The organism is Paraglaciecola sp. MB-3u-78 (assembly GCF_002835935.1).
In the GTDB taxonomy this organism is placed as follows: Bacteria; Pseudomonadota; Gammaproteobacteria; order Enterobacterales; family Alteromonadaceae; genus Paraglaciecola.
Genome location: NZ_PJCF01000005.1, coordinates 109887 through 128702 on the forward strand (window position 1 = coordinate 109887; position 18816 = coordinate 128702).

Consider the following 18816-nt stretch of genomic DNA (forward strand, 5'->3'; position numbering starts at 1 on the left):
TACTAACATAAGGCCAACCCCCCTGTTACTAGTGCAACACTTAAGTATTAAAAAGGTCATAAAGTGGAACTTGTAAATTTAAAAGATGCCTCTGAGCAAGTCACGTTTGCAGAAGCAGTAAAAAAAGGTTTAGGCAAAAACCAAGGGTTGTTTTTCCCTAAACAATTACCCAAGTTTGATGACATTGAGTCAATCCTGGCTATGCCTTTTGTTGAGCGCAGTATAGAAGTTTTAGCCACCTTAATTGGTGATGAACTACCGCGCGAAATGCTTGCAGGCATAGTTGAGCGAGCTTTTGTGTTTGGCGCTCCTCTGGCTAAGGTTACCGACAATGTGTATGCTTTAGAGCTTTTCCATGGACCTACATTAGCGTTCAAAGATTTTGGCGGCCGTTTTATGGCTCAGTGTTTAGTTGAAATCTCAGATGGTCAGCCGATCACTATTTTAACTGCTACATCGGGAGATACCGGTGCCGCTGTTGCCCATGCGTTTTATGGCATCGAAAATATCAATGTGGTGATTTTGTATCCAAAAGGAAAAATCAGCCAGCTCCAAGAGAAGTTATTCACCACTCTTGGTGGCAATATCCATACCGTGGCGATTGAAGACGATTTTGATGCCTGTCAGCAACTGGTAAAAAGCGCCTTTGATGACCCTGAAGTACGTGACGGATTGCATCTAAACTCTGCAAATTCTATTAATATAAGCCGATTAGCCGCGCAAGTGTGTTATTACTTTGAAGCAGTGTCACAGCTTACTCCAACTGAACGTGCAGACTTAGTGATTTCAGTACCCAGTGGTAATTTTGGTAATTTGACCGCAGGTCTTATTGCTAAAGTGATGGGTTTACCCGTCAAACATTTTGTCGCCGCCACCAACTTAAACGACACTGTGCCACGATATTTAAAAACCGGCGAATGGGAGCCTAAAGACACCATTGCCACTTTGTCTAATGCGATGGATGTGAGTCAACCAAACAATTGGCCGCGAATTGAAGCCATGATTGAGAATGGTTTGGTCGACAAATCTGATATTTCGGGCGCCACAGTAGATGAAGAGTACACGCAAGTGGCAATGCGTCAATTAGCACAATTAGGTTACGTAAGTGAACCCCATGCCGCTATTGGTTACAAAGCATTAGTCAGAAAAATGGAAGAAGGTCAGACAGGTATTTTCTTAGGTACCGCTCACCCAGCTAAATTTCGTGAAACGGTAGAAAATGTTTTAGGCCAACCCATCAGTTTGCCAAAACCTCTCGCAGATTGTGCAGGTAAAGAGGGACTATCAGTTGAATTAGCTTGTGATTACCAAGTGTTAAAAGCGCACTTGTTCAGTTTGTTGGGCTAAATAGTTCTAATGAGCACTTGGGCAGATATTTTAGATCAAGAAAAACAGCAGCCTTACTTTCAAAAAATGATGAAATTTGTTGAAAGTGAGAGGGCTGCTGGAAAAACGATTTATCCACCTAGTGAAGATGTGTTTAATGCCTTCAATTTAACTGAGCTGGATACAGTAAAAGTGGTGATATTAGGCCAAGATCCTTATCACGGCCCTAATCAAGCCCACGGTTTATGTTTTTCGGTATTACCCAATGTTAAAACGCCCCCTTCATTAGTTAACATATATAAAGAATTAGCCTCTGACATATCCGGATTGACTATACCGCCACATGGCTGTTTACAAAGTTGGGCAGAGCAAGGAGTGCTGCTACTGAATACTGTGCTCACAGTGGAACAAGGGCAAGCTCACTCTCATGCAAAGATAGGTTGGGAACGATTTACTGATGCTGTTATTCAACGACTAAGTGAACATTGTCATGGTCTGGTGTTTTTACTGTGGGGTAGTCATGCTCAGAAAAAAGGTGAAGTGATAGATACACAAAAACATCATGTGCTTAGTGCTCCGCACCCTTCGCCACTATCCGCGTATCGAGGTTTTTTGGGCTGTAAACATTTCTCTGACAGCAACGACCTTTTAAAACAGCAAGGTAAAAGTCCCATTAATTGGCAGCTATAACTTTCTATTCAGCTAATTGATTATTGCGCAACTTTTTATCACCATCACATTCTATTGTAAGATAGTGCTATCAACCCAGTTCTCTTATAACAACGCTAAAGAGCATTTTCTTAGTCACCACAAAAAGGTCATACAATGAGAAACAATTTTGTCATCCTTAACATCACTGCTTGGGTAGTGATGTTATTGCTGAGTTTTAAATGGCCTACTATTATCTGGTTCAGCCTATTACTCATTCCGATTTCTTTCATCGGCCTATACGACATGTATCAAACTAAACATGCTCTATGGCGAAATTTTCCTGTCGTTGGTCGAGGGCGCTGGATCATGGAATTTATGCGCCCTTTTTTACGTCAGTACTTTTTTGAGTCTGAAACTGATGGAGTACCGATTAACAGAATGTTCAGATCCGTTATTTATCAGCGTGCTAAAGGTGCCCAGGATGCAGTGCCTTATGGAACTAAGCTCGATACCCAAGCCGTAGGATATGAATGGATTGGCCACTCATTAGCCGCTATTCATGCAGATAAAGAGACACCAAGTCAACGAATACAAGTAGGGGGGCCAGCTTGTTTACAACCTTATTCTGCAAGTGTGTTTAATATATCGGCGATGAGTTATGGCTCGTTGAGTAGTAATGCGATAGAGGCGTTGAACAAAGGCGCAAAAAAAGGCGGCTTTTTCCATAATACCGGTGAGGGTAGCGTTAGTCCTGCACATCTAAAACATGGCGGTGATTTAGTTTGGCAGATAGGGACTGGATACTTTGGTTGTCGAACTAAACAAGGAGGTTTCGATTCTGAGAGTTTTGCTAAAACGGCCTTAAAAGATAATATCAAGATGATTGAAATCAAGTTATCACAAGGTGCGAAGCCTGGTCATGGTGGTATTTTACCCGCACATAAAAATACTATCGAGATAGCCAATATCAGACAGGTAGAGCCGGGCACTCAGGTTGACTCACCACCGGTTCATTCGGCGTTTTCTACTCCGTTGGAAATGATGCATTTTATTAAGCAGCTTAGGGATTTGTCTGGTGGCAAACCAATAGGTTTTAAATTATGTATCGGCCGAAAAAGTGAGTTTATTGCTTTGTGTAAGGCAATGATCGAAACGAATATCCAACCTGACTTTATAACGGTTGACGGTGGGGAAGGTGGCACAGGTGCTGCGCCATTAGAATATTCTAATTCAGTTGGCATGCCGCTGCGGGAGGCGCTGGTCTTTGTGGTTGACGTACTCATTGGCTTTGGTCTAAAAAAAGAAATTAAAGTGATTGCAAGCGGAAAGACATTTACCGGTTTCCACTTAGTTAAAAATTTAGCTTTGGGTGCCGATATGTGTAATAGCGCTAGGGGCATGATGGTTGCGCTTGGCTGTGTTCAGTCCTTGGTGTGCCACACTAATGAGTGCCCCACAGGCATTGCTACCCAAGATCCCGTTTTAGCTTCTGGATTGGTTGTGGGCGATAAAGCGACACGTATTGCCCGCTTTCACAAAGAGACAGTGTACGCTTCTTTTGATCTGGTTTCTTCTGCTGGCTTATCGAACCCAAACCAGTTAAATCGTTCTCACATCTACAGAAGGGTCAGTCAAACCGACATTAAACGTTATGATGAAATTTATCTCAATTTAACAGAGGGTTGTTTATTGCAAGAAAGCTGTCAGCCAGATATTTTTGGCCAAGAGATGAAAGAGTCATCAACTGATAGTTTTATGCCTAAGCAGTATATAGTCGAGGGGCACTCTGGGTTAGAAAAAGTAGCTAGTTAACCAGAGATCAGGTTAGATAAATTGGTCAAGAAGCGTTATTTGTTACGAGCTTCGAGTTTTAGGAAAAAGCTAAAAACAATATGAAAAATGCTGCCGTTATTGATTAACCGGATAATTATTCATAAGGTCATTTTTGTAAATCTCGAAGCAAAATCAAAAGCTTATTACCACAGAGGAAAAGGAGGACACAGAGGAAAAGACAAAACCAGTCTGAAATCTGTTCCTCTGTGCAGCGAAGCGCTCTGTGACCTCGGTGGTTTAAGATCTTTATTTTTTAAATTTGGAAGTGAAAACGAAAAAATCCAGTTGATATACAACTAACTTAAAGACTTATTATTTTTGCGAAGCTCGAAGCTCGAAGCTCGAAGCTAGCTTACAAATCAATTGATACTTAGATTTGCCTTGAATACACATATAAAAAAGCCCTGAATTTTCAGGGCATTTACATTTACAAAAATTCTAAATCATCTTCTGGTGACATTCCCAACTCTCGTAATTCTTGTTTGAGTCGTTGTCTGTCGTGGATGGCTTCAATCTCTCGCCATTTGCGTTTATTTGCTTTGTTTTTAGACGACTTGGTTTCTGAATCTAAGGTAGACAATAATTCGGACTTATCCATTTTGCTCTCCTTCCTTATTTTTATAGCGCAGTGATTACAACAATACCCTTCAAGCTTTTGTGATTATCGACATAAAACAATAGCTTATAGACTATGTACCATACAGAACGTTAGAATAGTATAAGTATTTGTCCCTCTTATTAACAAACAGTGAATATTTAGTGACAAGGAAAGAGCAGTTACGAGCTTCGAGCAGGGAGCTTCTAGCTTTAAAAAAAAGATAAAAAAAGGGCGTCATTTGATTAAAATGACACCCTTTTTGGTTGACAATACAAGTTACAGTACAACAATACCTGCGTAGCTCGTAGCTCGTAGCTCGTAGCTCGTAGCTCGTAGCTCGTAGCTCGTAGCTCGTAGCTCGTAGCTCGTAGCTCGTAGCTCGTAGCTCGTAGCTCGTAGCTCGTAGCTGAGTTTATCCGTTCGCTTGTCTAAATTTACCAATCAACTGATTGGTTGATGCATCAAAGTTCAAGTTAGCTTCAGTATTGACCAATTTATCAAGCACTTTATTACCCAGTTCTTTACCTAGTTCCACGCCCCATTGATCGAATGAGTTCACACCCCATATGGCACCTTGTACAAAGACTTTATGCTCGTACATCGCAACCAACGCACCTAAGGTTTTAGGATCAACTTGTTTGAATAATAAAGTATTACTTGGTTTGTTACCGGGCATAGTTTTATGGGTAGCAAGTGATTCAAGCGTGCCCTCGTCTAAACCTTTTGAAGCTAAATCAGTTTTACATTCTTCGAAGGTTTTACCTTGCATTAAGGCTTGGGTTTGACCAAAACAGTTGGAGGCCAACATGGCATGGTGAGTAGCATCTTGATTCGGAACTTTCAGGGGTAACATAAAGTCAGCTGGCACTAACACCGTTCCTTGGTGGATCAGTTGATGGAACGAATGTTGACCATTAGTTCCTTCACTGCCCCATATAATTGGTCCTGTTGCATAATCTACCTGCGTATTACTACCGGCGATACGTTTACCGTTACTTTCCATATCTAGCTGTTGCACATAAGCGGGGAAACCACGTAAATAGTGATAATAAGGCAATAACACATGACTTTGTGCGCCAAAGAAATTCACATACCACACACCTAACAAGGCTAAAATCATCGGCAAGTTTTGCTCAATGGGTGCCGTTTGAAAATGTTCATCCATTTCAAATGCACCTTGCAATAATTCGCGGTAGTTGTCGTAACCTATTGTGAGTGCAATGGGTAAACCAATCGCTGACCAAAGTGAATAACGTCCTCCCACCCAATCCCATAAAGGAAAAATATTGTCTTCGGCCATACCAAACTCAGTGGCCGCTTGAATATTTGAAGACACAGCAATAAAGTGTTTAGCGATATCTTGTTGTGACCCACCTGCGGCTAGAAACCATGCTTTAGCTGTTAGTGTATTTTGTAAGGTTTCTTGGGTGGTGAATGATTTAGATGACATCACCACTAAGGTTTCTTGGTGATCAACAGTGGCCAATACGTCTTTTATATGACAACCATCAACGTTCGCTACATAGTGCACTTTTACCCCTTCAAACCAATAAGGTTTAAGGGCTTCTGACATTATTTTAGGACCAAGGAAGGAACCACCTATGCCAATGGCGACAATTTGTTTCAGTGATTTTCCGGTATAACCTTTACGGTCACCACTGTGGACACTGCTAACAAAGTCTTGGATCTTTTGCTGACACGCTAACACTTCTGGCATCACATCTTCGCCGTCTACTATTATCGGTTTATCTGAAAAGTTACGCAGCGCAGTATGCAGTACAGCCCGCTTTTCGGTGTGATTGATTATGTCACCGGCAAACATAGCTTGGCTTTTTTGGCTTACCTGACATTCAGTGGCAAGTGCTTGTAATGCTTGCATTACTTCGTCAGTAATAAGATTTTTTGAAAAGTCTAATTCAATACCACAAGCGGCTTGGGTGAAGTTTTCAGCACGTTGTGGATCTGCAGCAAACCAGTCACGCATATGTTGGCTTTTTATTTGAGTGGCTAATTTTTCAAGGTTCTTCCAAGCGATGGATGCGGTTAGTGCTGTCATAATGTTCTCACTGTAGGATAAAGATTAGGTCTGGCCTTTATACCCGTCTCCCTTGAAGCTGCAGCGTTGTTGGCTGCTCTCACTCACCCCAATCACTTATACGTCTAAGCTCATGGGCTGAGTTCCTTTGCCGCCTAGCTGCAACTCCAATGGCTTTGGGTATAACATAGTTAAAAGCGCCGAATTCGACGCTTTTATAACTATTAATTTAGCTTATAGGTAGCTTCTTAACACGGTTTCCAATTTAACTTGGTCAGCGGCAAAATTGCGAATACCTTCAGATAATTTTTCAGTCGCCATGGCGTCTTGATTCATATCCCATCGGAACTGAGCTTCAGTTAAAGGCGTTCCAGGTGTTTTGGTTGCGCCCTTGTCTTTTAACTTAATGGGTAAAGGTGCGTCAGTTTGTGATAATTCTTCAAGCAAGGCAGGACCAATAGTTAAACGGTCACAACCGGCCAATTCAGTAATTTCACCAGTGTTACGGAAACTGGCACCCATAACAACCGTTTTATAACCATGATCTTTATAGTAATTATAAATTTTAGTGACTGAAACCACACCTGGATCTTCGGCTGAAGTGTAGTCGGGTTTTCCGGTGCTGTTCTTGAACCAATCAAGAATACGCCCCACAAACGGAGAAATTAAGAATGCACCTGCTTCTGCACAAGCTTGAGCCTGAGCAAAACCAAACAGCAAAGTGAGGTTACAGTTAATTCCTTCTTTTTCTAATACTTCTGCTGCTTTAATTCCTTCCCAAGTAGAGGCTAACTTAATCAATATACGACTTTTGTCGATCCCTGCTTCCTTATATAACTTAATCAATTTATGGGCTTTTTCGATACTAGCTGCGGTGTCAAATGATAAACGAGCATCTACTTCTGTAGAGATCCTTCCAGGTACGATATTCACGATATCGGTACCAATAGTCACAGATAATTTGTCGCCAGCATCAATTATTTGTTGTTCAGCATCAGAAGATTGTGCTTTCGCCCAAGCCACTGCTGCTTGAAGATGAGACTGATACTGCGGCATTTCTGCTGCTTTAAGTAACAATGACGGATTAGTGGTGGCATCTACCGGTTGGTATTTTTTAATGGCTTCAATATCACCTGTGTCAGCCACAACAGTGGTGATTTCTCGTAGTGCTTGTAATTGGTTAGACATATTATCCTCAGTAAGTAATGACGCTTTTTCGCTATCGCGATCTAATGTGTATAGCTTGGCAAAATTGTTCAGGAATTCAAAGAAGTAAGCTGACTATCATATGTCTTAATGCTTACCGTAAGATTACTAAAAAAGTATAGGTACAGGGTATAACCGTTAAATAGCAGACGCCAGTAAAAGGCCAATTTTGCGAACAAAAATAACGACTATATGAAATCACGTAATCGTAAGGCCAGCTTAAAATTGCAAAAATATTTTGGTTAATTTAAGAGCCGTGGCTTATATGTTTTGTTAAAGACGTTAATTTTTTCATCATTTAATAGTATGAGAACTCAGCTTTTGCTAGCTCGTATGTGTGTAGAGCACTTTCAAATTCCTGTTTTAATTCAGGCAAGGCATCATATAGGTCAACTTGTTGCTGTTGATGTTGGGCAATTTCGTCTCTCACCATTATTCGCTGATCTCGTTTAAGACCATCAGCAATCATAAGCTCACTTTTTTCAGTAATCGCGTGTTCTAGCCAATCGATATCTTTGTAAGTGCCTTCGAGATCCCCAGCACGTTGATTTAATACCTTTTTTAAGCCATAGAGGGTTTGGCCATCTCTGAACCCCGCTAAAAATGCAGCTTCAAATTGTTCAGGACAACTACGGCTATAATCTTTGCCTTGACGCCCTCGAGAGAAACCGTTGTTTGCTGTGCAAAAACGTTTAGAGCCAGCAAAATGCCCCTTGCGATAGGCCGTCAAATCAGGTGTGACGCCGTGCTCGGCACACTCTTTTCTATGTTGCGAAATATGTGATTCTTGCTTACCAAAACTACCGTCTTCAAAACCTATTAAATGCCAATCAGCGGTTAAGCAATCTGATTCATTCATATTGGCGCAATTTGATAACAACAAAATGATGGCCGTCATGCCTAAAAATTTTATGTACATATTTATCCTTATCTAAAGGTCGGTTTATGTAGAAAGTTTGTAAACCGGCTGAGCTTAATACTGGCTGAAGCGCTTATGAAATACAAAGAAAATTAAAATTCAACTTGTATTTGCCCACGTATCCCACATATTCCCTTTAGCCATCTTTTAAAACTAAGTTTTATCAATACAGGATCTCATTGAATGTTAGTTGTTATCTCGCCCGCCAAAAACCTCGATTATGACACCCCAGCAGTAACAGACATCTATACTCAACCAGAGATGTTGGATGATTCACAAACGCTGATCAAATATTGCCAAACATTAAGTCCAGCTAAAATTGGATCATTAATGAAAATCAGCGATAAGTTAGCCGGCCTAAACGCAGACCGTTACGCCAGTTGGCACACACCTTTTGATATTGATAATGCGAAACAAGCGCTATTAGCATTTAACGGTGATGTATACACAGGGTTAGATGCCAGCTCGTTTAGCCAAGCAGATTTCGACTATGCTCAGCAACACTTACGTATTTTATCAGGCTTATATGGAGTGCTACGTCCACTGGATTTGATGCAAGCGTATCGATTAGAAATGGGCACAAAACTGGGCATTGGCGAATGCAAAAATTTGTATCAGTTTTGGGATGAGCGTATTAGCCACAAGTTAAACGAAGCAATCGATACCCAAGGTGACAATGTGTTGGTTAACCTGGCTTCAAATGAATATTTTAAAGCCGTTAAACCTAAGGCTCTCAATGCTGAAATCTACACTCCGGTATTTCAGGATTGTAAAAAAGGACAATATAAAGTGATCAGCTTTTTCGCTAAAAAGGCCAGGGGCATGATGGCTAAGTATATATTACAAAATCAGTTAACTCAGGTTAGCCAATTACAACAGTTCGATTCTGCCGGATACCATTTTTCCACTGAAAAGAGTAAGGGCAATACGTTGGTGTTTACGCGGGAAGAACAGTAGTATTTTGTTCGGGAATACGTTGTACTTACTTGACTTAAACTAGTGTTAGAGGTGTTTAGATGTATCCATTTTTATATGAAATGCACTAATCATCGTTATGTCATGAGTCTTTAAGTTTTAAGCCTCATAGCATTGAGATTCAAATAATACATACCAAAAGTAAAGTTATCATTCCCCATACATAAGTATCACCTTGTAGATTTTTCAATCACTCAAATTACTATTTAATGCCCAATATCGAAACAGAACACGTTTCACCTTTTCCTTAAATATAACTTGAGAAACTTAACCATGTTGAAAATAGTTAAAATTACCATCGCCATCTCTATTATCTCTGTATTCTCTGTGGGCAATGCCCAAGCCGACGTAAACGAAGCCCTTCAAAATATCTGTACTATCGTTAAAGCGGATGACAAAGGTGAACTTCGTAAAAAAATGAAACGCGTTGAATCTGATTATAAACTTAAGCTTAAAGATTATTATTCTGGTATCTCTTGTGGTGGTAACAGCCTTATCCGCACCGCTATGCTTAATAATGCTATTGAAACTGGTACCTTGATGGTCAAGAAAATGTCTAAAGGTGACTTAAGCGCTCCTGAGCAAGACGGCAAAACCGTTATTGCTTGGGCATCAGAAAACGGCTTAAATAGTTCTCCAATAGTTGCTGTGCTTAAAGGCAGAATTTAAGTTTTATAACCGCTTTTTCCTAACGGATCACAAGTTCAACATGGAAGGTGAGTCTCGTTCTTTTAAATAGAAAGCAACTCACCATAAAAAAATGGCCTCTTTTGAGGCCATTTTTTTATGGTGAAAATTAAAGACATATCATCACTCAAGGATGAGTGCTGGGAGCTTATTCCACTTTGTGTTTATGCTTCATCTTAGTTCGAGCAGTAAAACAAGTGAGCAAGCAAGGTTATCTTAAATACCGACTCCTGAATTGATAATGCAGTTAAGTCACATCAAAATATAGTTTCTGACAGTACAAGGTGTTGTGGCTTGCTATCTATTAGAATTACCCTTACCTTGCCGTCACTTAAATTTTTAGAATCGCCACTTATGCAAGTCTCCTTAGAGGGATTTATTCTTACAGCTCGCAGTATAGAACGACAAGGTAAAACCTATATTGAATGCTGGTTTCTAACTGAAAATAACGTAGTAAAGGGGATATCAACAGCGCAACAAGGGGTGTTTTTTATTGATCAAAAAGATCAGACGCAAGCATCGCAAGTACTAAAAAAAAGTGCAATTGAACATCACTACAAATCCTTAGCTTTAAAGACGTTTGCGCATCAAGTCGTGGGAGGTGTGTATTTTGATAGAAAAAACTCACTGTATAAAGCAAAAACACTCCTAAAGCAGCACCACATCAGCTGTTTTGAGGATGATATTCGTTTAACCGAACGTTATTTGATGGAGCGTTTTGTGTATGGCAGTGCTGCCTTTACAGGCAAACAAGTTACCTATGAGTCATTAAAAGACAGTCCTGTAGAAGTGACAGATATTCAATGTAAACCCAGCCAATTTGTGCCGAACTTCAGCCTGTTATCTATCGATATCGAATGCAGTGAGCACGGCGAATTGTTCTCAATTGGCTTAGCCAGCGATACCTATAAGTGTGTATTGATGATTGGCAAAACACAAGCAGCAGAAGATTGGATCCATTGGATAGACAATGAAAAGGCATTGCTGCAACAGTTTGTTATTCAAGTGAACCAAATCGACCCCGATATAATTATTGGCTGGAACGTGGTTAATTTTGACTTTCGTTTGTTGATTCAACGCGCCGCTTTGCATCGAGTTGAATTGGCTTTGGGGCGGGATAATCAAGCTGTTTTATGGCGAGATGCTAGAAATGAAGTGGATCAGGGGTTTGTCTCTATGCCCGGTCGAGTGGTGGTGGATGGCATTGACGCATTAAAAACCGCCACTTATCAGTTTGACAGCTTTAGCTTAGAAAATGTGGCTCAAACTCTTTTAGGAAAAGGTAAAAAGACGGAAGACGTTGACGATAGACTCGCCCAAATTAAATATGATTTTAAACATAATAAAGTCAAGTTAGCAGAATATAATCTACAAGATTGCCAGTTGGTGTTAGATATTTTTGAACACACTAAAGTGATGGATTATTTAACGTTACGTAGTCAGCTAACAGGCCTTGAGTTAGATAGAATGGGTGGCTCGGTTGCTGCATTTATCAATTTGTATTTACCCAAGCTCCACCGGGCAGGGTATATCGCACCTAACAGACCAAAAGACGGGGGGTTAGCGAGCCCCGGTGGTTATGTGATGAGTTCCAAGCCGGGTTTGTATAAACATGTATTGGTACTCGATTTTAAGAGCTTATACCCGTCCATCATGCGCACCTTTAAAATTGACCCACTGGGTTTAGTGGAAGGTTTATTATCTCCAGAACAGGCTATCGAAGGTTACCGCGGGGCTAAATTCAGTCGAGATAAACACTTTTTACCAGACATTATTACCTCGCTTTGGCAACAGCGCGATGCGGCTAAGAAAAACCAAGATGCCGCTCGCAGTCAGGCGATAAAAATTCTAATGAATTCCTTTTATGGCGTATTAGGCTCAGGTGGTTGTCCATTTTACGATACCCGTTTAGCTAGCTCTATTACTATGCGTGGCCATGACATTATGCAAACCACAGCAAAATGGATTGAAGAAGCCGGTTATCAAGTGATTTATGGCGATACTGATTCGACCTTTGTTTGGTTAGATGGGGAGTATTGTGATCAACAAGCCTCTGAAATTGGTCAGTCCCTTGCCCTTAATATTAATCAAAAATGGCAAGACAACATACGCCAAGAACATCAGCTTGATTGTGATTTAGAAATTGAGTTTGAAACGCATTTTAGCCAGTTTTTAATGCCAACGATTCGTGGTTCAGAACTTGGTAGTAAAAAACGTTATGCAGGATTAAAAACCACCAAAGATGGTGCAGAACTCGTATTTAAAGGTTTGGAAACTGTGCGTTCCGATTGGACACCACTGGCTAAAGGCTTTCAGCTTACACTATATAAAAGGGTCTTTGCGGGGCAAAAGGTGCACGATTATTTGCTGCAGATTATCGAAGATACACGCTCTGGAAAGCTTGACGAGCAACTGGTATATCGCAAACGGATCCGCCGTCGGTTAGATCTCTATGTGAAAAACATACCGCCTCATGTCAAAGCCGCAAGGCTAGCGGATCAACAAAATGCAGCTTTAGGTAAAACACTCAGGTATCAGCACAAAGGCTGGATATCTTATATCATCACTATCAATGGCCCACAGCCGCTAGAATATCTAAGCAGCCAAATTGATTACGACCACTACGTAGAAAAACAAATCAAACCTATTGCAGAAGGAATTTTGCCCTTTATAGGTTTATCTTTCGAAGACATGACCAGCCAACAAATGGGGTTGTTTTAAAGGTAGCTACCAACGACTAGTTTGAAGTGAAAAAATATTAAAAGCTTAATACCCCAGAAGAAAACGAGCGTTGGCGCTACACAGAGGGAGGATACATTCGATTTTTTAACCTGTGTGTACACCTTGGTCTAAAGCATTGGATGTTATTTCTGTGTCGGTAAACAATAAAGTTGTTAACTGAGAAAGACAGGATTGAGCGAATTATCGTTATACGATCAAGCGCTACCGACCGTCTCAAAAATTGAGAAAGCAGACAGTCACATCACTTGTTGTGAATTAGAAGTTTGTGCCAATACCCGTCATTCGGAGTCACTTCAGTTAAACTGATTTTCGCGATAAATTGTCAGTCTAGTTCGCAGCCCAAAAGGGCAGCTAACGACCTATAGCGGACGTAAGAGAATTCAAACTATCAGACTATATTGAGCGCAAAATCATCATACGATTAATCAAACTTGACTGACGGCAATGAGCGATCACCGGACATACGTCTAGGCGGTGTAATATAGCAAGGTCACACCGCGTTAGCGGACTATCAATCAACGCCTTTTCAAGTGCTGTGCCCCCTTGATTTTGAGTATGTATGCTTTGAGCGACGCACTGTCAGATTCCTTTACATAATTTAGCTCTGGAATATTCCCTTGAAATTGATAATTCATCGCCTATTTAATGCTGTACCCTGCGTAGAAGTCACATTTCTTGATATAAGGTGTGATAACCAACTCAATTACTTAGTTGTTGTTGTGTCAGGTTTCTTTGCATTTTTCTATTATGGAATAAATATAAAGAGACCAACATGTTGAATCATATAGATAATTTAATATGGGCATAAATCATGCAAGATAAATTTTATTAGACAGCAGTCTCTTCTTATTTGCTAACACTAAGCATTTCACGTGTTTCGTCTTTCCTAGTTTGAAGTCCTTACCTCAGGAATACTTTCGCCCTTCAGTTTAGGGACTCCATACGCAATATTAGGAAAATTTCAATGAAAAACACGTTATACCTAACCTTACTTTATTTTATGTTCACTGCCATTGCGGTTTTTGTCACGAAACCCGCGAGTGCTACATTGGTTTTAAGTGATTTAAATGGGGATACGGTACTTTACGACGCTGGGAGAGGTTTTTATATTTTGCCCGTGTTTAATTATGGAGGTTTTGTTTTTACGGGAGATCATGCTCAACGTTTAAGTGATGCACAGACGTTTGCGTCGAGTATCAGTTATGGTGGCGTTAACGGATGGAAAGTACACAGAGGTAATGAACCTTTTGGTAGTACTGATAATTTTACGTTCACTGCCAATCACCTTGACAACATAGACTTAGCTTATGGTTACGGATTATTCGGAGATGTGGACAGTAATAGTTACGGATTGGGTGTGGGCGACGACGGATTTTTCAACGATTGTCAAATGAATCGTTATGATTTTTTTGACAGTACTTGCTATTACCGAAAACCAACACGCCAACCCCGTTTACACGCGATTTATGAAATTTACCAGACGGACTTTGTGCAGGTAAGCGGGAACGGTCCAACCCCGGAGGTTTCAGCACCACATTCTTTGATGTTAATCGGATTGGGCCTGCTGGGACTTGTGGTACGTAGATTTAAAAAATAAACTATCTAGCGTTTGTCGCTCAGTATCAATTATCGACGACGGTATGCCTGAATAAACCCATGTAACCCAACGTTGTCGATAATCATCAAGAAGCATCTTCCAATTTGGTTGATGCTTTTTTTGCTCGTAAAGCCTTGATAATCGACGAATGTGGTTTTCTAATGTTCGTTTTGAAACCCTTAATTTATCTTTGCCGAATTGATAACCTAAAAAATCAAAGCCTTTTGATATTTTACCTATAAAGGTTTTATCCGGCGCTTGCTCCACTTTTAATTGATGAAAGTGCTGATTGACTGTTCTCACGGCTTTGCGAAGGTGCCAGCGGGTTTTGGCCAATACAATCAAATCATCCATGTACCTTCGATAAAAATAGCGTGGGTCACCTGCCATCTGCTCATCCAGTCCCTTTAAATAGTACGCCGCAATAATCGGTGATAAGGGGCAGCCTCTTGATATACCGCAGTGTATAGACTTAAACGTACCGCCTCTTTCAACGGTGCGTTTAACAAACTGCACTAACAAGCGCCAGATAAAAGGGTCGGTGATGTCTTTATCTAATTGCTTGAGCAATATCGTATGGTCAATCGACTCATAATAGCCCTTTACATCGGTTTTCATCACGTAGCGATAATCAGGCAAAGCTGCGTGTAGGTCATTCACGGTGGCTTTTAGTCCCCCATGCCCTTTGATATGAGTACAAACTGAGGATAATGCTAATGCCTCCGGTAAGGCCATGGCTAACATCTTTAATACCAGCGCATCTTGTGATGACCACAAATGAATACTTTCACCATCGGCTTTGGTCACCACACTGAGCGGCATGAAGGTGTAATCTTGTTTGTTGAGTGTTTGCAGCAGCTCACCACGGATAGTGTGCCAGTGAAAACGCAGATGCCAGATATCGGCATTGGCGGGAAAGTTACGCCGCTGCTTACATAGCCATGAATAAGCAGTATCGAGCGTGGCTTCGGTGAAAACAAGTTTGGTATCTAGCATGGCTTAAGCATAGCTGAATGGCGGCTGAGGGAGCAAGCTTTGGTTGTTTTTAGAAAAGCTGAATGACTGGTGTTGGCCGACGGATAGAGGACGTTCCTAAAGATGGGTTTAGTAGCAAAATACAGCAATATAATTCTTCGTTCGTATGACTGCTTTGTCGGACAAGCTGTCATAAAGATATAAACCATTGAACAGTCACAAATATAATTTCATGCCCATTCACTCAGTTCTAAGCTTTAATACACTCGGGCTTCAGCCATTGATAAACCCATATTGAGACTTAATTTGGGAATAAAAATTGATTTATATGTTCTCTGCTGTCTTAGGTATAATCATGTTGCTGACTAAGTTGCTAAAAAAGTTTTAGCTGCTTCTCGAAACATACTAAGAGAATATAAATGACAAAAAATGTATCACTCATTGTGATGATGTTAGGCTTTTTTTCTACATCATTATTGGCCATGAAGGTCGATCCCAGTCTCATCAGTAAAATCACCTTAGAAAAAGACCATGCTAAAGTGGCATTAGGGGATAACCCCTTCAAACAGGTGGTTGAGCAAAATGTTGTTAAGGCCATGTCTAATAAGATTGATCATGACATCGCCATAAAAGTATTCAACCAGTCAAAAGAATGGGAGTCGTTGTCTGGTGATCCTTCAGGTACGCACCTATTAAGATTTTCAATCTCCACCAATAAATTTGTAACCGGCAAGTTTAAAATAAGTGGTGCAAAAAACGCTTCTTTTTATCTCAACCAAAGCTTGATAGAAGGTGATAAGGATTTTTCGGTAGCCTTATTGAATCAAGATTATCGGGCGTTATTGGTTATTTCTGGTGTAGAGCAGTGGCAAGCATTGTCTATTGAATGGTTTGATGATGGGATTACAGAAACAGAAACAGAAACAGATAAAACAGACTCGGTCATGGCACAACAAAGCTCTGTTGTCTTTGGGAATGATCACAGTCATAAACGCGCCTCAATGAAACAGTACTATGACAGTGAAACAGTTGGCTCGCTGAATATTTCCCCTGACGGCGAACTTCTGGTTTGGACAAAAAAGGCATACAGTGACTTAACAGGCGATCAAGCAGGGTCGGTTGTTGAGATCATCAACCTAGACTCACAACATGTTGTTTATCGTTGGCAAGCAATGACACCTGGGCACATAGCTTGGCGTGCAGACAGCCAAGCATTGGTATTCACCCATGATGATCGGCTTTATCAACTCTCACGAAAAGATTGGCAGTTAAGCCAGTTAGCAGCCGATCTCGAAGGCTTAAGTAGCATTGAGTGGTTAAGCGACTCTGAATTGCTTATCGCTTGGAATCAATCAGCAGAAAAATCCCACGAATTCACAAAACGTTATCGCGGACTTGAAGACCGCTGGAATGATTGGCGGGACAATGAACAACTGCAATTATTTGATATTCAATCGAGTTTATTTAAACAAATAACCCATAACAAACTATCCAGTTATCTAGCAGATATCGATATCAAAAATCGCAAAGCGTTAATGACTCGACATCCCATTGATTATAAAGCCCCTGCTCATGGTTTAACGCAATTAATCGAATTAGATTTAAACACCGGTGATGAAAAGCTAGTGGGCGAATATAGAACCTTCAATTCGGCCCAGTTCCACAAAGACGGCTTTATTATTGGTGCGGGTCCAGATTTTAAAGGTGGCCAAGGTAATAATGTGTCTAATGCGGGTGTCGCCAATGATTATGACGATCAACTTTACCTTATGGATAAGCAGGCACAAATTATGCCTCTGTCCAAGGATTTTAAACCGGCCATTGGCCAGATTGAAGTCCTTAAAAATGGTGACTTAATCGTGTCTACTACTGATCAAGATAGAAGACAGCTATACAGATTTGACATGAGTCGAAAAACGTTTAGCAAACTGGATACTGAAGTGGAAATAGTCAGCGGTTTTACTGTTTCGAAGCAAGGTTCACCCATCATCATTTACGAAGGCACCAGCGCTACTAGGCCGCAATCGGTGCATACAAGAACCCTGCGTTCAACAAAAGGAAAACGCTTATTTGATTCAGCCAAAACAGCCTACCCCAAGGTCGACTTTGTTGACCTAAAAGACTGGGACTACACCACTGAATCGGGTCAAGCCATTGATGGAAGAGTATACTATCCATCTCACTTTGATAAGACTAAAAAATATCCTGCCATTGTCTATTATTATGCGGGCACATCGCCTGTGAGCAGGGCATTTACGGGTAGGTGGCCATATAGTCTTTGGGCTTCTCAAGGTTACGTGGTTTATGTGTTACAACCTTCTGGTGCAACAGGTTATGGCCAAAATTTTTCTGCCCGTCATGTGAATGCATGGGGTATTAACACCGCCGATGAAATCATTGAAAGTACCCAAGCTTTCGTTAAGGCCCATCCTTTTGTGGATAAAGATCGTCTAGGCAATATGGGCGCCTCTTATGGTGGTTTTATGACTATGTATCTAGCCACTAAAACGGATGTGTTTTCCGCTTCTATTTCCCATGCTGGCATCAGTAATATCACGTCTTATTGGGGTCATGGATGGTGGGGGTACGCTTATTCTGGTGTTGCCACTAAAGGAAACTTTCCTTGGAATAACCCTGATTTGTACACTCAACAAAGTCCTGTTTTTGCCGCGGATAAAGTCACCACACCATTATTATTACTTCACGGAGATGCAGATATCAACGTGCCTGTCGGCGAGAGCCATCAAATGTACACCGCCTTAAAGTTGTTGGGCAAAGACGTTGAGTTAATCGAGTTTCAAGGAGACGACCATCACATCAATAGCCGCGAGCACAGATTACGCTGGTGGAAGACTATTTTGGCCTACTTCGATTTGAAGCTCAAAAATGAACCCCTGTGGTGGGAGCATATGTACGCTCAAAAAGCCGATCAATAAAAAATAAAAAGTCCTTAACCCAGAACCATTAAGCCCATGTTAACGTTTACCAGTGATGCACTGGTGACCGAATACTTGGGTTGGTTAACATGTGTTTGTCTCAACAGTGCCATCTCAGTGCAGCGTTTTTGCGCTAGGGTTACCGCTTTTGCCTCGTAACATTTGGTCATTTCAATAACAGGCAACTGAGCACCATAGAACACAATTTGGGGTAGCCTGTGCTGGCGTCTTCTTGCGACGTATTTCGGGCCGCAGCGGGTTTATTGACGTGATGTTATCGACAAAAAAATGGCCGGACCATAAGGCCGACCATCTACTGCTGATATTTTGCAGTTA

At 41.0% G+C, this 18816-nt stretch carries 14 protein-coding genes; 8 read left to right on the forward strand and 6 right to left on the reverse strand.

Annotated features, from left to right (window positions below):
- The first annotated feature begins 63 nt into the window (after nt 1–63).
- From thrC to CXF95_RS11530, 3 genes are all read left to right on the forward strand, one after another.
- Entirely contained in the window at nt 64–1347 is a 1284-nt protein-coding gene (gene thrC, locus CXF95_RS11520; protein ID WP_101198849.1) for a threonine synthase, read from the forward strand.
- A gap of 9 nt (nt 1348–1356) precedes the next feature.
- Nucleotides 1357–2016, forward strand: a complete 660-nt coding sequence (gene ung / locus CXF95_RS11525; protein WP_101198850.1) for a uracil-DNA glycosylase — start codon at nt 1357–1359, stop codon at nt 2014–2016.
- A 135-nt stretch (nt 2017–2151) separates the two neighbouring features.
- Nucleotides 2152–3789 (forward strand): FMN-binding glutamate synthase family protein, encoded by a 1638-nt coding sequence (locus CXF95_RS11530; RefSeq protein WP_101198851.1) that lies wholly within the window; start codon nt 2152–2154, stop codon nt 3787–3789.
- 448 nt (nt 3790–4237) lie between these two features.
- Here the strand turns inward: CXF95_RS11530 and CXF95_RS11540 are convergent, their stop codons facing one another.
- The 4 genes from CXF95_RS11540 to CXF95_RS11555 all read right to left on the reverse strand — a co-directional run bounded on the left by CXF95_RS11540 (nt 4238) and on the right by CXF95_RS11555 (nt 8568).
- Nucleotides 4238–4408 carry a DUF3545 family protein gene (locus tag CXF95_RS11540; protein WP_101198853.1) on the reverse strand — a complete coding sequence of 57 codons (171 nt, stop codon included), beginning with the start codon at nt 4406–4408 and terminating at the stop codon, nt 4238–4240.
- 412 nt (nt 4409–4820) lie between these two features.
- Nucleotides 4821–6464: a glucose-6-phosphate isomerase gene (gene pgi, locus CXF95_RS11545; RefSeq protein ID WP_101198854.1), complete on the reverse strand. Its 1644-nt coding sequence runs from the start codon at nt 6462–6464 to the stop codon at nt 4821–4823.
- Nucleotides 6465–6677: 213 nt separating this feature from the next.
- Nucleotides 6678–7631: a transaldolase gene (gene tal, locus CXF95_RS11550; RefSeq protein ID WP_101198855.1), complete on the reverse strand. Its 954-nt coding sequence runs from the start codon at nt 7629–7631 to the stop codon at nt 6678–6680.
- A gap of 316 nt (nt 7632–7947) precedes the next feature.
- Entirely contained in the window at nt 7948–8568 is a 621-nt protein-coding gene (locus tag CXF95_RS11555) for a DUF2799 domain-containing protein (protein WP_101198856.1), read from the reverse strand.
- Nucleotides 8569–8751: 183 nt separating this feature from the next.
- Here CXF95_RS11555 and yaaA point away from each other — a divergent pair, with 183 nt between their 5' ends.
- The 4 genes from yaaA to CXF95_RS11575 all read left to right on the forward strand — a co-directional run bounded on the left by yaaA (nt 8752) and on the right by CXF95_RS11575 (nt 14569).
- The gene (yaaA, locus tag CXF95_RS11560) at nt 8752–9525 is read left to right on the forward strand and encodes a peroxide stress protein YaaA (RefSeq protein WP_101198857.1); all 774 of its coding nucleotides are present in this window, start codon (nt 8752–8754) and stop codon (nt 9523–9525) included.
- Between the two features lie 291 nt (nt 9526–9816).
- The gene (locus CXF95_RS11565; RefSeq protein ID WP_101198858.1) at nt 9817–10212 is read left to right on the forward strand and encodes a DUF3718 domain-containing protein; all 396 of its coding nucleotides are present in this window, start codon (nt 9817–9819) and stop codon (nt 10210–10212) included.
- 372 nt (nt 10213–10584) lie between these two features.
- Nucleotides 10585–12951 (forward strand): DNA polymerase II, encoded by a 2367-nt coding sequence (locus tag CXF95_RS11570; protein ID WP_101199277.1) that lies wholly within the window; start codon nt 10585–10587, stop codon nt 12949–12951.
- A gap of 985 nt (nt 12952–13936) precedes the next feature.
- Nucleotides 13937–14569: a PEP-CTERM sorting domain-containing protein gene (locus tag CXF95_RS11575; protein WP_101198859.1), complete on the forward strand. Its 633-nt coding sequence runs from the start codon at nt 13937–13939 to the stop codon at nt 14567–14569.
- Here CXF95_RS11575 and CXF95_RS11580 read toward each other — a convergent pair.
- The gene (locus CXF95_RS11580) at nt 14519–15565 is read right to left on the reverse strand and encodes a reverse transcriptase/maturase family protein (protein WP_101198860.1); all 1047 of its coding nucleotides are present in this window, start codon (nt 15563–15565) and stop codon (nt 14519–14521) included. The genes CXF95_RS11575 and CXF95_RS11580 overlap by 51 nt on opposite strands.
- A gap of 398 nt (nt 15566–15963) precedes the next feature.
- Between CXF95_RS11580 and CXF95_RS11585 the strand changes: the two genes are divergently transcribed.
- Complete coding sequence (locus tag CXF95_RS11585; RefSeq protein ID WP_101198861.1) at nt 15964–18480, forward strand: S9 family peptidase; 2517 nt, start codon at nt 15964–15966, stop codon at nt 18478–18480.
- Between the two features lie 14 nt (nt 18481–18494).
- Here CXF95_RS11585 and CXF95_RS11590 read toward each other — a convergent pair whose 3' ends face one another.
- Nucleotides 18495–18683, reverse strand: coding sequence for a hypothetical protein (locus tag CXF95_RS11590; protein ID WP_101198862.1), 189 nt, complete (start codon nt 18681–18683; stop codon nt 18495–18497).
- Nucleotides 18684–18816 lie beyond the last annotated feature (133 nt).

Excerpts from the sequence above, each read along its gene's own strand:
- ung (WP_101198850.1), top strand. The coding sequence starts at position 1,357 with ATGAGCACTTGGGCAGATATTTTAGATCAAGAAAAACAGCAGCCTTAC.
- CXF95_RS11530 (WP_101198851.1), top strand. The coding sequence starts at position 2,152 with ATGAGAAACAATTTTGTCATCCTTAACATCACTGCTTGGGTAGTGATG.
- CXF95_RS11540 (WP_101198853.1), bottom strand. The coding sequence starts at position 4,408 with ATGGATAAGTCCGAATTATTGTCTACCTTAGATTCAGAAACCAAGTCG.
- pgi (WP_101198854.1), bottom strand. The coding sequence starts at position 6,464 with ATGACAGCACTAACCGCATCCATCGCTTGGAAGAACCTTGAAAAATTA.
- tal (WP_101198855.1), bottom strand. The coding sequence starts at position 7,631 with ATGTCTAACCAATTACAAGCACTACGAGAAATCACCACTGTTGTGGCT.
- CXF95_RS11555 (WP_101198856.1), bottom strand. The coding sequence starts at position 8,568 with ATGTACATAAAATTTTTAGGCATGACGGCCATCATTTTGTTGTTATCA.
- yaaA (WP_101198857.1), top strand. The coding sequence starts at position 8,752 with ATGTTAGTTGTTATCTCGCCCGCCAAAAACCTCGATTATGACACCCCA.
- CXF95_RS11565 (WP_101198858.1), top strand. The coding sequence starts at position 9,817 with ATGTTGAAAATAGTTAAAATTACCATCGCCATCTCTATTATCTCTGTA.
- CXF95_RS11570 (WP_101199277.1), top strand. The coding sequence starts at position 10,585 with ATGCAAGTCTCCTTAGAGGGATTTATTCTTACAGCTCGCAGTATAGAA.
- CXF95_RS11575 (WP_101198859.1), top strand. The coding sequence starts at position 13,937 with ATGAAAAACACGTTATACCTAACCTTACTTTATTTTATGTTCACTGCC.
- CXF95_RS11580 (WP_101198860.1), bottom strand. The coding sequence starts at position 15,565 with ATGCTAGATACCAAACTTGTTTTCACCGAAGCCACGCTCGATACTGCT.
- CXF95_RS11585 (WP_101198861.1), top strand. The coding sequence starts at position 15,964 with ATGACAAAAAATGTATCACTCATTGTGATGATGTTAGGCTTTTTTTCT.